We start from the raw sequence: 14,375 nt of genomic DNA, 5'->3' as shown, positions 1-14,375 counted from the left end.
ATCGCGGGCGGTGCGGCCGTGCGGGACACCAAGGACCGTGCGGCCGGATACTTCACCACCACCGGCGAGCAGTGGTCGGCGTTCGTGGCCGCGATCAAGGGCGGCACCTTCGACGCCTGACGCACCACCGGCGTAGTGAGTGAACGGAACTTTCGTTACTTCTATGCGAGTGAAAGTTCCGTTCACTCCGTTCGGCCCTGTGGCCGGGCGCGGCAGCGGCAACACGGGCCACGATGCCGCCGTACTAGGCCCACGCATGTTCCTTGTGTGCTCGGATTTCTGAGTCGTCGACGCAGAACGACCGTGCGATTACGGACTGAACCCATGGCATGTGGGAGTTACCGCCCCGAATTCAGCGCCCTCGGCTTGTTTCCGATGAGTCTGCGGCACCGTGTTGTCCGGATCTTCACGGTGAGCACCTTCGATGGTTGTCGAAAAAGAGGACTTCATGAGCATGCTCGGGAGTCATCCCTGTAGGGCCGCGAAAGGAAGTGGACCGATGGCAATAGCAAGTGGATGGCGTAAGTCCAGCTACAGCACGAACACGGACAACTGCGTCGAGGTCGGTCGCGTCGCGGGCGGTGCGGCCGTGCGGGACACCAAGGACCGTGCGGCCGGATACTTCACCACCACCGGCGAGCAGTGGTCGGCGTTCGTGGCCGCGATCAAGGGCGGCACCTTCGACGTCTGACGCACCACCGGCGTAGTGAGTGAACGCCAACTTTCGTTACTTCTATGCGAGTGAAAGTTCCGTTCACTCCAGACTGCGCAGGGCCTCGCGGACGTGGCCGTCGGCGCGGTCCAGCGCGGCGCTCGCCCGCTCGACGTCGGCGCCGGACAGCAGGTGCACGAGAGCGACCTTGAGCTCGCCTCCCGCCTCGGCCAGTGCCCGCTGGCAGTCCCGCTCGGAGGCGCCGGTCGCCTCCTGCAGGATGCTCAGCGTGCGCCCGCGCAGTTTCGCGTTGGTGGCGACCATGCTCACCATCAGGTTCGAATACGTGCGGCCGAGACGGATCATGGTCGCGGTCGACAGGGACGTGAGCACGAGCTTCTGCGCCGTTCCCGCCTTCATCCGGGTGGACCCGGTGACCGGCTCGGGGCCGGTGTCGACGGTGATCACCACGTCGGCGGGAGCCGACGAGGCGACCCCGGGATTGGCCGACACGAGCGCGGTCGCCGCCCCCAGCCGCCGCGCGGCACCGAGAGCACCCAGCACGAACGGCGTGCGGCCGGAAGCCGAGAGCCCGAGCACGAAATCGGAGCCGCCGGCCTGCGCCTCGATGCTCGCGGCACCGGAGGCGGTGTCGTCCTCGGCATCCTCCACGGCGTGCCGGAAAGCCTCGGCACCACCCGCCTGGTGCGCCACGAACCAGTCCGGCGGCACGTTGAACGTGGGCACGAGTTCGGCCGCGTCGAGTACCGCCAACCGGCCGGAGGTGCCCGCACCCACGTAGTGCACGCGCCCGCCCGCGCGCAGCGACGCCACCGCCAGATCGACGGCCCGGGCGAGCTCGGGCAGCGCGTGGCCGACCGCCTCGGGGACCAGCCGGTCCTCGCTGTTGAGCACCCGCAGAATGTCCTGCGTCGAGAGCAGGTCGATATCGGTGGTGCCCGCGTTGATCCGTTCGGTGGGGGATTCGACCCGCACTTCGGGCCGGCGGTTCATCACTCTTCCTCCCGTTGCCTGCGCCGGTCCGGCCTGGATTCCAGCCGGTGGCCCGCGACGGCTTCATGGGTCGCTTCCAGCGCCGCCCTCGCCCGGTCGAGGTGGTACTGCGCGACCCCGACGAACAGGCAGTCGATCACCGTGAGCTGGGCGATGCGGCTGGCCATCGCCCCGGAACGGTAGGTGGTCTCGCGCGCGGCCGTGGTCAGCACGTGATCGGCAGGCTCGGTGATCGGTGAGCGCGGGAAATTGGTGAGCGCGGCCGTGGTGGCCTCGCGCCCGCTCGCCCGACGCAGCGCCTCCACGGTCTCGGCGGTGGCTCCGGTGTGCGAAATGCCGATGGCGACATCGTCGCCGCACAGTACCGCCGCCGAGGTCAGAGCACTGTGCGTGTCGGACCACGCGAAGCATGTCAGGCCGATGCGGTGCAGCTTCTGCTGAAGGTCCAAGGCCACGAAAGCGCTGGCGCCGACCCCGTAGACGTCGATGCGGCGAGCGCCCGCGACGGCGTCGACGAGAGACCGCAGCACGCCGGTGTCGAGCTGCCCCGCGGTCTCCTCGACGGCCCGGGCATCGGCGTAGCCGATCTTGTCGACGATGGTGGCCATGTCGTCCTCGGCGGTGATGTCGCCGCCGAGTTCCCTGTCCCGGTCGGCGGTGCGGGCGGTGTCGGCCGCCAGGGCGATGCGCAGCTCCGGGTAACCGCTCACCCCGACGGCCTTGCAGAACCGGGTGACGGTGGTTTCGCTGGTACCAGCGGCTTCGGCGACGTCGGTGATGCTGCGCCGCGCGATCGAGGCCGGATCGGCCAGCACGATCCCGGCCACTCGCTGCTCCGCACGGGCCAGGCCCGGAAGCAGAGCCCTGATCCGTACCAGAGCGCTCATCCCGGACGGATCGGCGTTGGAGTCGGCAGTGGCCATGGAAGCAAACGTACTCACCCTGCCCGGTGGTCGCGACAGTCGCGCCCGTCGCGGGCGACCGGGCTCACGGCGATGCCACGGTCACATCCGGGTGGTGTGCTCGGGCTGGACGTGGACGATCACGCGGTGGTCTCCCGGCTGGTGATACGGGTACTCGTCGGCGTCCATGTACTTCTTGGCCATCCTGTTGATGAACGCGTTGTCCGGGTCGTCCTCGATCCGCGCGACCCTCCCGCGCACCTCCAGGTACCGGTACGGCTGTTCCGGGTCGTGCACGGACACCGAGATGCGCGGCTCCCGCTGCAGATTGCGGTACTTCTGCCGGGTGGTGGTCTGGCTGAACTTCAGGTGCTCGCCGTCCCAGTCGATCCAGACCGGGTTGGACTGCGGCTCGCCCTGCGGCCCGATCGTGGCCACGTGCCCGAACGAGCGCTTGGTCAGAATGTCCTCCAGCTCCTGCGGGATCACCGACACGGGAACTCCTCTCCGAGAAACGGGCATGCCGCCGACGATCTTATGCTCTTCCTCACACCTCGGCCCGTCGGAATGCTCCCGGCGGGCGAGGCCGGGGAGCTCACTCCGCGGGCCGGTGCGGTGGTTTCGTCTCCAGGGCCTGCGCGACTCCCCGGGCCAGCGCCACCCGCGCGGGGGTGCTCGATCCCCACTCCCGGGAGGGATGCACCCGGTTGCTCAACAGGATCACCACCGACCGCGAGGCCGGGTCGAGCACCATCGACGTCCCCGTATATCCCGTGTGCCCGGCACTGTGCGGACCGCTCAAGCCGGCCATGTACCAGCGCTGGTCGAGCTCGAAGCCCAGACCGTGGGCATGCCCCGGAAATTCGGTGTTGCCGTTGGTCAGCATCGCGGCGACGCTGCTCTCGTCGAGGATGCGCTCGCCCGCGTACACCCCACCGTTGAGGATCGCCTGCCCGAGCACGGCGAGATCCCGCGCCGTGGAGAAGATCCCGGCATGCCCGGCCACGCCGCCGAGCGCCCATGCGTTCTCGTCGTGGACCTCGCCGCGCACCATGCCGCGCGCAGGGTTCTGCTGATACTCGGTGGCGGCGATGCGGTGCGCTTTCGACTCCGCAGGGCGGTATCCGGTGTCGTCCATCCCCAGCGGTTCGGTGATGCGCTCGGCGACCACCTCGTCCAGCCGATCCCCGCTGACGCGCTCGACCAGCTCCCCGAGAACGATCATGTTCGGGTCCGAGTAGAGGTACGTGCTGCCCGGTGGGTTCACCGGCGCCAGCGACATCACGTGCGGGATCCGTTCACCGGGCGGCAACTCCCACAGCCGCACCGCGGCCTGCAGACCGGAGGTGTGGGTGAGCAACTGCCGGACGGTGATCGCCTCCTTGCCGTTCGTGCCGAACTCCGGCAGATACCTCGCCACGGGCGCGTCCAATGCGACGTGGCCGTCCTCGACCTGCTGCAACACGGCGATCGAGGTGAACAGCTTGGTCATCGAGGCGATGTCGAAGATCGTGCCGGTGCGCGCTCTCTCCTGCTTTCCGGCGGGCAGCTCGGTGCCCGTGCCGTCGGCATAGCGCAGCTCGTAACCGGCCGCATCGAAACCGACCACGGCACCCTCGTGGGCGATCAGGCTCACCGCACCCGCGTACATCGGATGCTCGCGGCCGGGTGCTCCTTCCGTCCACGCCCCCAGGCGGTTCATCGCGGTGTCGATCGGTTCCGGATCCAGCCCCACGGTCTCGGGTTCGGCGGTGTGCAGCACCGTCCCGGCCGGAGCGAATTCCGGCCCCGGCCGGTCGGGCTGCCCGTGCCGCTCGCCCCGGGGAAAGGCCGAAGCCCCGCCGACGGTCATCGCCACGACCGCCAGCAACGCTGTGAGCAGCATCGCCCGGTTCGGTCTGCGCATCGCGTCCTCATCGGTTCACGGCGTTCAGCGGTACAGCAGGTACGGCTCGCGCCTGCGGCGGAACTCGGCCTGCTCCTGTTGCCACGCACCGACGATCTCCTCCGTCCCGGCCCCGGCATCGACCATGTGCCGCAGGCGTGCCGAGCCGGAGAGCTCATCGATCCAGTGGTCCGGGCGCCAGCCGAACACCCGCGGATACAACCGGCGCGCGGTCACGAGCATCGCCACGGCGGTGCGGATCGCGTCGAACTCGCTGTCGCTCATGCGGTGCAACCGCACACCTCCGCAGGCAGCACCGGCATGCTTGGAGAAGGTCGGTACGAAGCGGACCTCCCGGAACCGCACTCCCGGCAGACCGGCGGTGTCGAGCTCCTCCGCCCAACGCCAGTCGATACCCGGCGCGCCGATGACCTCGAACGGCCGCGTCGTTCCTCGCCCTTCCGACAGCAGCGTACCTTCGAACAGGCCGGTGCCCGGGTAGACGGCGGCGGTGTCCGGTGTCGGCATGTTCGGGCTCGGCGGCACCCACGGCAAACCCGTGGCTGCGAAGAACTCCCGGCGAGGCCACCCCTGCACCTCGGCGACATCGAGCTGCCGCAGCGACCGTCCAGCCGAGTCGGGCAGGTACTCCCGGTCGAACATCCGCGCCAGTTCACCGGCGGTCATGCCGTGCTGCTGCGCGATCGGCAACATGCCGACACCGGAGGCGAAACGCGGGTCGAGGCGAGGACCCGCCACTGCGCCCCCGATGGGATTCGGGCGATCGAGCACCAGGAACGGCACATCGGCCCGCACCGCCGCCTGCATGGCCGTGTACATCGTCCAGATGTAGGTGTAGAACCGGGCGCCGACGTCGGCGATGTCGAACACCACCTGCTCGACTCCCGCCCGGCGGAACATCCCGGCGAGTGCGCTCGCATCGGCACCGTAGGTGTCGTGGACCGGCAGGCCCGTGCGCGGGTCCGTGTGCTCGCCCTCGGAGCCTCCGGCCTGCGCCGTGCCCCGGAACCCGTGCTCCGGGCCGAAAATCGCGACGAGGTCCACCTCCCCGCCGGCGTGCATGTCGTCGACGATGTGTCGCAGCCCTGCCGGAGGCTGTGACAACACCGCGGTGTGGTTGGCGACCACCCCGACACGCCGCCCGCCGAGCGGGCGCCACCCCTGCCTCGCGAGACGGTCCGCCCCCGTCAGCACCGGCTGCGCGGACGAGGACGGGCGGCCGGACGAGCTCGTCGAGCAACTCGCCACCCCCGGCAGCGCGGCCGAGACCGCCGAGGAGATCAGAAAGGTGCGGCGACTCACCGCGTTCAACGGCACTCCCCGGGCAGCCCGTGGCCGAAGGGGTACCGGTCGGTGCCCGGCCGTTCCGGATCGGCCACGGCGACGGGCAGGCGCCCGGAAGGGGAAACCTCACCGAACAGCACGCGTGCCAGCGACTCCATCGACACCTCCGTGTGCGAACAGGTTGCGATCCAGGTCCGGACCTCCTCGGCGCAGGCCGCATCCCGAGGATGGCGCACGGCCACGGCGACGATCCGGGCGCCGGCGTGCTGCAGAGCACGCGCCAGGTCGCGCTGGGCGGAGCGTTCTTCGGTGTCGGCGGCACCGACCAGGACCACGGTCAACTCGTGCCCGCGGGCAGCCCGCACGGCCTCGTCGACCCGCTGCCGTGCCGGACGCTCTCCGGTGGTCAGCGTGGTCGTGACCGGCCCGCGGGCGTCGATCGCCCTCGCCAGGGCCGCGGTGGCCCGCTCGCCCCGACCGGTGACGAGCACGCTCGCAGCCCCGGGCCGCAACGGCAGCAGACCCGCGTCGTCGCGCAGCACGGTCACCGTCCGATCGGTGATCCGCTGCGCCTGCCGCCCGTGCTCCGGTGCACCGACGCGCTCACCCGCTCCGGTCACGTCGACGAACGGGCTCTCGAGGACACCGCGCCGGGCCTTCACGGTCAGGACGCGCTCGACACTGGCGTCGAGGCGCTCCGCGGTCACCTCCCCGGAACGCACCGCGTCGAGGACTCCGTCCATGGCCACGGGCAGGTTCTGCGGCATGAGCAACTGGTCGGCACCCGCCTGCAGCGCCCGCACCGCGACCTCGGCGGCCGGGTACCGGTCGCGCACGGCACCCATCTGCAGCGAATCGGTGATGACGAGCCCGTCGAAGCCGAGTTCCGCGCGCAGCATCCCGGTCAGAACGGTCGGCGACAGTGTCGCGGGTTCCCCCGAGGAGTCCAGGCGAGGCAGGACGAGGTGCGCGCTCATGATCGCGTCCACGCCCTCGGCGATGGCCGCCCGGAACGGCGGCGCGTCGAGCCGCTCCCACCGGTCGCGGGTGTGCTCGACGACCGGCAACGACGTGTGGCTGTCCGTACCGGTGTCCCCGTGCCCCGGGAAGTGTTTGGCCACGGCCGAGACGGTGCGATCGGCGGACGCGCTCGCCTGATAACCCCGCACCTGCGCCGCGGTCAGCCGCGCGGCCAGCGCCGGATCGGACGAGAACGAGCGAGGGCCGATCACCGGGTTCAGCGGATCGGCGTTGACATCGCCGACGGGCGCGACATTCAGGTTCAGCCCCATGGCCCGCAGTTCCCGGCCGGTGATCGCTGCCGCCGCTGCGGCGTCCTCGACGCTGCGGGAGGCACCCAGCGCCATGTTGCCGGGCAGCCGGGTGGCCGGCCCGCCGATGCGGGTCACCAGCCCTTGTTCCTGGTCGGTGGAGATCAGCAGCGGGATGCCCGCCCCGGAATCCGTGGCGGCTCGCTGCAGGCCGTTGGACAGCCGGGCGATCTGCTCCGGCTCGTCCAGGCTGTCGGTCCAGGACAGGTGGATCAGCCCGCCGAGGTGGTAGTGGGTGACGACCTCGGCGGGGGTGTCCACGCCGAACTCCGCCCGGTTTCTCGGATGCGAGGTCCCGGCGGTGTGCCCGTGGGCGTAGGTGACGAAGAGCTGCCCGACCTTGTCCCGCGTCGACATGCGCGCGAGCACTTCGGCGACCCGAGCGCGCACGGTGCCTTCGGTGCCGGGTGGAGCGGGGGAGCGGTGGGCGGAGCTGCCGGTACGACCTGCCGACCTTCCGGCGGTACCGCATGCCGACGGCGCCCGCCCCACGGAGTGGGCGAGCGCCGCGTGCGGCGCGAGTCGACGGGTTACCAAGCGTGCACCATCGGTCGTAACTTCTGGGCTAGGCGTCCGGCGTCCCGGTACGCAACCCCGGTGGACGACTCTGCCTCCTCGGGCGGCTGCGCGTGGGTGCCCGTCGATCGCGCACGGAGCCCTGTCGGGGAGTACGCTGCTTCTCCTCCGCAACGTCCTTGGCCAACGAGGGGTCCGCACTTCCCTTTGTAGTCCGTGACCGCAGTCACTGCAAGGGGTATGAGCAGGGCATTCTCACAGGTGGTGGGAATGGGCTCCCGAGGATGGCTCCGGGCTCGCCCGCCGACGGATCGCCGCCGTCTCATCGGCGGCGCCGCCAGTGCCGCAGGCCGAACCAGGTCACGCCCGCCGCGGCGACGGCGCCCGCACCGACGGCGGCAGCGGTCACTGCGGTCCCCGACGGCGTGGGGACACAGGCCCGCAGGGATACGGGGTGCTCGAAAGCCAGCGACGGCCAGCCACGCTGCGCGGCCTCCTTGCGCAAGCCGCGGTCGGGATTGACCGCGGTGGGGTGACCCACCGACTCCAGCAGCGGCAGGTCGACCACGGAATCCGAGTAGGCGTGGGACCCGGTGAGGTCATAGCCGTACCGCTCGGCGATGTCCTGTGCCGCCCGGGCTTTGTTCCCGGCCGAGCAGTGGAACTCCACCTCGCCGGTGTAGCGACCGTCGGCGACGGCCATGCGGCTACCGGCCGAGTGCGTGGCACCGAGGATGTCGGCGATCGGACCGACCATCTCCTGTCCGGAGGCGGACAGCACCACCACGTCCTGGCCCTGCTCCTTGTGCTCCTCGACGAGCTGGGTGGCTTCCTTGTACACGAGGGGGTCCACGATGTCGTGCAGCGTCTCCTCGACGATGGCGTTGATCTGCTCGACGTCCCACCCGGTGCACAGGGAGACGATGTGGGCCCGCATGCGGTCCACCTGGTCCTCGTCGGCACCCGCCAGCATGAACAGGAACTGCGCGTAGGCGCTTTTGAGCACGGCCCGACGGTTGATGAGTCCTTCCTGGAAGAACGGTTTGCTGAAGGCGAGCGTGCCCGACTTGGCGATGATCGCCCTGTCCAGGTCGAAGAACGCGGCGGTGCGGGGCCCGGCGGTGGCCGCGTTGTCGGCGGGCTTGGTGGACTCGGTCACGCCGTTCAGCATACGAGTCGAGCTGCCGATGGCGTCGGTGGTGACGGTGACCGATTTCGGTGGCGGCGGATGTGCCGCACTGCTTCCGGTGTCCTCCTTTTCGGAAGGATCCGCTGTTCCGTGGCCGGTGTGCCCGGTCGATCGGGGGCTTTCCCGGAAAGGGTTCGTTCCGCCGACGGAGGGAAGGCGCCCTCCGGACGGAGCGGGATAGGGTGTGGGTGTCCGGCAGTACCGGACGGTTCAGCTCGACCCCCCGGAGCTGAACCCGGCGACCCCCGTCCCTCCCCCCTGACGGGGGTCGCCTTTCGTTGTGACCGGCGTAGTGCGTTTCGCCCGCCTCGCCGGGCCGTGAGTCGGTGCCGAGCGACCCGGTGCGTTTCCGGGAGGACCCGGACAACGGAAACGGGGACGCGGGAGTGGGCAGCGTTGCTGCTGCTCCGGGCGTTTTTCGGTGGTTGTCCACAGGCACGTTCGTTGTCCACAGGACCGTGTTCGGGATATTGGCGCCGGGGTCCGGGTGAACCAGTGTGGATCTCGAGCGGATGCGAGTTCCGCCTGCTGGTGACCACTCGTGGAAACGGACCCAACCCATGTCCCTGCATCTCCTGTTGCTCGTGACCACCGACGACGAGTTGGCGGACGAGGTGTGCCGCCTTGCCGCCGTGGCCGGCTGCGAACTGCGGCGAGTCGGCGATCCGGATGCTGCCGGTGCGGAATGGCGTCGGGCGTCGCTGGTTCTGCTCGACGAGGCCGCGCTGACCGCGTGGAGTGCGACAGGGCGGCCGCGAAGGCCGGGGATCGTGGTCGTCGGCACCAAGCCACCACCCGGTTTCTGGCGCGCTGCCTTCGAGGCGGGAGCCGAGCAGGCGATCGAGCTCCCCGACGACGAGGCCCGGCTGGTCGATCTGCTTGCCGAAGCGCGGGAAACTCCGGCGCCCCGTTCGGGGCGCGTGCTCGCCGTGACCGGCGGCTGCGGTGGAGCGGGGGCCTCCGTGCTCGCCACCGCCACGGCACTGGCCGCCGCACGGCGCGGGGACCGGTGCCTGCTGCTCGACTGCGACCCTCTCGGCGGCGGGCTGGATCTCGCGGTCGGCGCCGAAACCACCGCGGGGCTGCGCTGGCCGGGGTTGACCGTCAGCGGGGGCAGGATCGCGGCGAGTGCCCTGCACGAGGCTCTGCCCGGACGCACGGTCGGCTCGGGTGCGCTGACACTGCTGTCGTGCGATCGCGAGGGCACCGGGACGGGAATGACCCCGCAATCGGTGCGAGCGGTCCTCGACGCGGGCAGGCGAGCCGGGGAAACGGTTGTCTGCGACCTGCCGAGATTCCACGACGAGACCACCGGCGCTGTGTTGCGGCAAGCGGACCTGACCATCGTGGTCATTCCCGCCGAGGTCCGGGCCTGTGCCGCGGCGGCGCGGCTCGTGGCCGGGATCCACGGCTGCGGCGGACCGATCCGCGCGGTCGTGCGGGGACCGGCACCCGGCGGGCTCAGAACCACCGATGTGGAACGTGCGGTGGGGCTCGACGTACTCACCGCGATGCGCCCGCAGGCCGGGTTGCCCGCGGTGATGGACCGCGCCGGACTGGGCTCCGGGCGGGTGGTGGCTCGTGGCCCACTCGCTCGCACGGCGCGCGAGTTGCTGGCTGCGCTGGACGGCGGCGCGGATGCGGACGCGGCGGGGCCGGGGACGGAGACCGCACGGGTGGGGGCGGCATGAGTACGGATCTCGTCGAGCGAGTGCGATCCCGGCTGGTTTCCGGCGGTACGGCGGTGACCCCGGCGGCGGTCGCCACTGCCGTCCGGGAGGAGGCAGGAGGGCTGGTCGGTGACGCCGATGTCCTGACGGCGCTGCGGATGTTGCAGCAGGAGTTTCTCGGAGCCGGTGTCCTCGAGCCCCTGTTGCGCGATCCCGAGGTGACCGACGTTCTGGTGACCGGTCCCGAGTCGGTGTGGGTGGATCACGGTGAAGGGCTGCGGCACACGCAGGTCGCTTTCGCCGACGAGGACGCCGTGCGCAGGCTCGCCCAGCGCCTCGCTCTCGCGGCCGGGCGCCGCCTCGACGACGCGCAGCCGTGGGTCGACGCGTGGTTGCCGCAGATCGGGGACTCCGGTGCGGTCCGGCTGCACGCCGTCCTCTCCCCGGTGGCGGCCGGTGGAACCTGCATCTCGCTGCGGATCCTGCGCCCCGCGGTGCACGATCTGCACGCACTCGAACGGATGGGCACGTTCGACGCGACCGGGGCCGCGGTCCTGCGCTCGGTCGTTCATGCGCGGCTGGCGTTTCTGATCACGGGTGGTACCGGTGCGGGCAAGACCACGCTGCTCAGCGGCATGCTGGGTGAGGTCGCACCCTCCGAACGGCTCGTGTGTGTGGAGGAAGCCGGCGAGCTGCATCCCCGGCATCCGCATGTGGTCAGGCTGGTCACCCGGCCCCCGAACGTCGAAGGTGCCGGGGAGATCCGGGTTCGGGACCTGGTGCGACAGGCCTTGCGGATGCGTCCGGACCGGCTCGTCGTCGGTGAGGTCCGTGGCTCCGAGGTGTGCGAATTGCTGGCCGCTCTCAATACCGGTCACGACGGGGGTGGCGGCACCGTGCACGCGAACTCGCCGTCGGAGGTACCTGCGCGGATGGAAGCGCTCGCCGCCCTCGGTGGACTCGGAAGGGCAGCGCTGCACAGCCAGTTGGCGGCCGCCGTCCACGTGGTGCTGCACGTTCGCCGCAGTACGACACGCGGGCGGCATCTCGCGGGGATCGGCGTTCTGCGGCGGGACGGGGATCGGGTTCGGGTCCTTCCCGCCTGGGACTGCGAGACCGGATGGGGACCGGGCGCCGAGCAGCTCGCCGAACTACTCGGCGACGGAGGAGGTGTCGTGCCGTGCTGATGCCGGAGTCCCCCTTCGCTGTCGTGGCATCGCTGCTGCTGATCGCGGTGGCGCTGCTGTCCTGGCCGAACGTCCGCGCTGCCGCCCGCCTGCCGGGTACCTGCGCCCGGGGAAACGTCCGGCGGCCGCAGTGGGCCCGGATCGTCGGTGTCGGATCCGTCCCGGCCGCGGCTGTGGCCGGTGCCCTGATCGCCGGTGCCGGCGGGCTCTGCGCGGGCACGGCGCTGGCGATGCTCGGGAGGAAGTACTGGCACTCGCGCAACGGTCTCCGTCGCCGCCTGCAGCGCTGCACCGAGCTGGCGGCGGGAATCCGGCTGCTGGTTGCCGAACTGCGGGCGGGCGCGCATCCGGCGGTGGCCGCCGAAGGCGCCGCTGCCGAAGCGGCCCCCGCAGTGGCCGGGATATTCGGTGACATGGCCACAGCCACCCGGCTCGGTGGTGACGTGGCCGGTGCCCTGTCCGGCAGTGGCCGGGTGACGGCGGAACTGCGCGCGCCGATCGGCAGGCTGGCGCGATGCTGGATGCTCGCCGAGCGACACGGTGTCGCACTGGCGGAACTGCTCGATGCGGTCCGGCGGGATCTCGAGCACCGTGCCGCGTTCATGCGGGACGTCGAGGCGAAGATGGCGGGTCCTCGAGCCACGGCGCTGGTGCTGGCGGGATTGCCTGCGCTCGGACTCGCGCTGGGCGAACTGGTCGGAGCGGACCCGATCGCGGTGCTCACCGGCGGACTGGTCGGGCAGGTACTCCTGGTGGCGGGGACAGCGCTGCTGTGCGCGGGCGTGTGGTGGATCGCCCGGCTGACCGAGTCGGTGGTGCGGGCATGACGGCCGCGATCCCGGTACTGCTGCTTGCAGGCGGTTTACTTCTCGTTCCCGCTCCCTCGGCCGTGCCGAGAGTGGCAGCCCTCTCCGGTCACCCGGGCCGGCGCCGCGACCGTCTCCGTGCGCTGCTGTCCCAGCGCACGGGGAAACGGCCACTGGTGCTGTCGCTCGCTGTGGCGGTGTCGGTGGCGGGGCTGCTCGCCGGAATCGTCGGATGGCTCGTGGCAGTGGTGCTCGCCGTGGTCGCCGGAGGGTTGTGCCACCGCCTGCTGCGGCCACGGGAGCACGGCAGCACCGACCCCTTGAACCTGGCATCGGGGTGGGACCTGCTGGCAGCGGCACTCCGGGCGGGCCTGCCCGTTCCCGTCACGGTGCGGACCGTGGCGGCGGAGTTCACCGGCACGGCCGAAGCGGCATTGCTGGAGGTGGCGGATTCACTCGCGCTCGGGGCCGATCCGGTCTCGGCCTGGGAGCGCGCGATGCGGGACCCGGACACGGCCGAGCTCGCCCGGTCGGCTCGGCGGGTGGCGCGCACGGGAAGCGGGCTGGCCGGAGTCGCGGAGGGCATCGCCGCGCAGGCGCGGGAGTCGCTGGCCGAACAGGCGCATGCGCGCGCTCAGCGGGCAACCGTGTGGGTGTCCGCGCCGCTCGGCCTGTGCTTCCTGCCGGCATTCCTGTGTCTCGGGGTGGCTCCCGTGGTGGTGGGAATGCTCGATCGGTTGATGTAGCCGCTGCCGAGACACGACCTCGACAGCGGATTTCCGGTATGGAACCGAAAGAAGGGAAAGCGACCATGGCAGTGCGGACAGGTGTCCCGGAAGTGGCGTTGCGGTTGAGTCCGTCGAGGTGGCGAAGGGTGCGGGAGCTCTTCCGCGGCGATGGCGGGATGAGTACCGCCGAGTACGCCATCGGCACGCTCGCGGCGGCTGCCTTCGCCTCGCTGCTCTACACGGTGCTGACCGGTGATGCGGTGACGCAAGCACTCACCTCGCTGATCCGGCGAGCCCTCGAGGCCGGTGCCTGACGGCCATGCGACCGGCTCACCGGACGCGGGACACAGCTCGGCGGGATGCCGGAGCGGTGACCGTCGAGGCGGCACTGGGAATCTGCTCGATCGTGGCCGTGTTCGCGCTGGCCCTGACGGGCATGAGCATGGTGATCGGGCAGCTGCGGTGCACGGACGCTGCGGTCGAAGCCGCCCGGCTCGTCGCCCGGGGCGAGCGGGACAGGGCCCGGGAGATGGTGCGCCGCATCGCTCCCGGCGGCGCACGGTTGCACGTGACGGTGCGGGGGGACGAGATCACCACCAGAGTCACCGTGCGGCCCGCCGGAGGTCTGCTGCCCGACGGTTGGCTGGCCGGTCGTGCCGTCGCCGTCATGGAACCCGGTCAGGGGCAGCCCGATCAGGCGGTGCCACAGGCACCTCCCGACGATCCCCGGGATCCGGCGGTGCCGCGATGAGCGGGCAACGCACAGGGCGTGGAGGTGTGCACAGCGATCGCGACAGAGGAGCGGCGACCGTCTTCGCCGCGATCGTGTCGATGGGATTGCTGGCGGTGCTCTGGTTCGGTGTCCAACTGGGAGCAGCGGTGATCACGCGGCACCGGGCGGAAGGAGCGGCCGACCTGGCGGCTCTTGCCGCCGCGGCGCACGCGGCGCGGGGTGCCGAACCGGCCTGTGCGAGAGCGCGATGGGTGGTGGAGGAAATGCACGCGGCGACGGTGTCGTGCCGGCTGGACGGGCTCGATGCGCGCGTGCGGGTCCGTCTCGACGTTCCCGGCCTGCTGCCCGGGTTCGGACCGGTCGACGCCCGAGCCCGAGCGGGGCCGGCCCGGCCGTGATCGACGCGAACCACCTCTCGGTGTGTGCGACGGCCTGCAGCGGCGCGGCGAGCGGGGCA

General features: G+C 71.0%; 16 protein-coding genes. 9 read left to right on the top strand and 7 right to left on the bottom strand.

The annotated features are described in order from the left end of the window. Both DFQ14_RS17105 and DFQ14_RS17100 read left to right on the top strand, forming a co-directional pair. Positions 1-120: DUF397 domain-containing protein (locus tag DFQ14_RS17105; protein WP_147275574.1), on the top strand; the 120-nt coding region annotated here is incomplete at its 5' end. Between the two features lie 379 nt (positions 121-499). Further along, positions 500-691, top strand: a complete 192-nt coding sequence (locus tag DFQ14_RS17100) for a DUF397 domain-containing protein (RefSeq protein ID WP_114454311.1) — start codon at positions 500-502, stop codon at positions 689-691. Between the two features lie 63 nt (positions 692-754). Here DFQ14_RS17100 and murQ read toward each other — a convergent pair whose 3' ends face one another. The 7 genes from murQ to DFQ14_RS17065 all read right to left on the bottom strand — a co-directional run bounded on the left by murQ (position 755) and on the right by DFQ14_RS17065 (position 8,776). Further along, positions 755-1,666 carry an N-acetylmuramic acid 6-phosphate etherase gene (gene murQ, locus DFQ14_RS17095; RefSeq protein ID WP_114454310.1) on the bottom strand — a complete coding sequence of 304 codons (912 nt, stop codon included), beginning with the start codon at positions 1,664-1,666 and terminating at the stop codon, positions 755-757. Next, the gene (locus tag DFQ14_RS17090) at positions 1,666-2,589 is read right to left on the bottom strand and encodes a MurR/RpiR family transcriptional regulator (RefSeq protein ID WP_114454309.1); all 924 of its coding nucleotides are present in this window, start codon (positions 2,587-2,589) and stop codon (positions 1,666-1,668) included. Before DFQ14_RS17090 ends, murQ begins: the two co-directional genes overlap by 1 nt. 81 nt (positions 2,590-2,670) lie before the next feature. Continuing rightward, a complete protein-coding gene (locus DFQ14_RS17085) occupies positions 2,671-3,063 on the bottom strand; it encodes a PPOX class F420-dependent oxidoreductase (protein WP_114454308.1) in 393 nt (130 codons plus the stop codon). Between the two features lie 100 nt (positions 3,064-3,163). After that, entirely contained in the window at positions 3,164-4,474 is a 1,311-nt protein-coding gene (locus tag DFQ14_RS17080) for a serine hydrolase domain-containing protein (RefSeq protein ID WP_114454307.1), read from the bottom strand. A gap of 24 nt (positions 4,475-4,498) precedes the next feature. Further along, entirely contained in the window at positions 4,499-5,776 is a 1,278-nt protein-coding gene (locus DFQ14_RS17075; RefSeq protein ID WP_114454381.1) for an exo-beta-N-acetylmuramidase NamZ family protein, read from the bottom strand. Between the two features lie 5 nt (positions 5,777-5,781). Continuing rightward, complete coding sequence (locus DFQ14_RS17070; protein WP_338072623.1) at positions 5,782-7,479, bottom strand: glycoside hydrolase family 3 protein; 1,698 nt, start codon at positions 7,477-7,479, stop codon at positions 5,782-5,784. A gap of 448 nt (positions 7,480-7,927) precedes the next feature. Next, positions 7,928-8,776 carry an HAD family hydrolase gene (locus DFQ14_RS17065; protein WP_114454306.1) on the bottom strand — a complete coding sequence of 283 codons (849 nt, stop codon included), beginning with the start codon at positions 8,774-8,776 and terminating at the stop codon, positions 7,928-7,930. A gap of 578 nt (positions 8,777-9,354) precedes the next feature. On the opposite strand from DFQ14_RS17065, the gene ssd reads away from it, so the two are divergent. From ssd to DFQ14_RS17030, 7 genes are all read left to right on the top strand, one after another. Beyond that, entirely contained in the window at positions 9,355-10,485 is a 1,131-nt protein-coding gene (gene ssd, locus DFQ14_RS17060; protein WP_114454305.1) for a septum site-determining protein Ssd, read from the top strand. Next, a complete protein-coding gene (locus DFQ14_RS17055) occupies positions 10,482-11,651 on the top strand; it encodes a TadA family conjugal transfer-associated ATPase (RefSeq protein WP_114454304.1) in 1,170 nt (389 codons plus the stop codon). The genes ssd and DFQ14_RS17055 overlap by 4 nt, the downstream gene beginning before the upstream one ends. Beyond that, positions 11,651-12,478, top strand: coding sequence for a type II secretion system F family protein (locus tag DFQ14_RS17050; protein WP_246195860.1), 828 nt, complete (start codon positions 11,651-11,653; stop codon positions 12,476-12,478). The genes DFQ14_RS17055 and DFQ14_RS17050 overlap by 1 nt, the downstream gene beginning before the upstream one ends. Continuing rightward, entirely contained in the window at positions 12,475-13,203 is a 729-nt protein-coding gene (locus tag DFQ14_RS17045) for a type II secretion system F family protein (protein ID WP_114454303.1), read from the top strand. Before DFQ14_RS17050 ends, DFQ14_RS17045 begins: the two co-directional genes overlap by 4 nt. Before the next feature lie 65 nt (positions 13,204-13,268). Continuing rightward, positions 13,269-13,499: a DUF4244 domain-containing protein gene (locus tag DFQ14_RS17040; RefSeq protein ID WP_114454302.1), complete on the top strand. Its 231-nt coding sequence runs from the start codon at positions 13,269-13,271 to the stop codon at positions 13,497-13,499. 56 nt (positions 13,500-13,555) lie between these two features. Then, entirely contained in the window at positions 13,556-13,936 is a 381-nt protein-coding gene (locus DFQ14_RS17035) for a TadE family type IV pilus minor pilin (protein ID WP_246195848.1), read from the top strand. Then, complete coding sequence (locus tag DFQ14_RS17030) at positions 13,933-14,316, top strand: Rv3654c family TadE-like protein (protein ID WP_114454301.1); 384 nt, start codon at positions 13,933-13,935, stop codon at positions 14,314-14,316. Before DFQ14_RS17035 ends, DFQ14_RS17030 begins: the two co-directional genes overlap by 4 nt. Positions 14,317-14,375 lie beyond the last annotated feature (59 nt).

The sequence above is a fragment of the Halopolyspora algeriensis genome, from assembly GCF_003337235.1.
In the GTDB taxonomy this organism is placed as follows: domain Bacteria; phylum Actinomycetota; class Actinomycetes; order Mycobacteriales; family Pseudonocardiaceae; genus Haloactinomyces; species Haloactinomyces algeriensis.
This window is presented reverse-complemented; position numbering and strand designations above follow the sequence as displayed.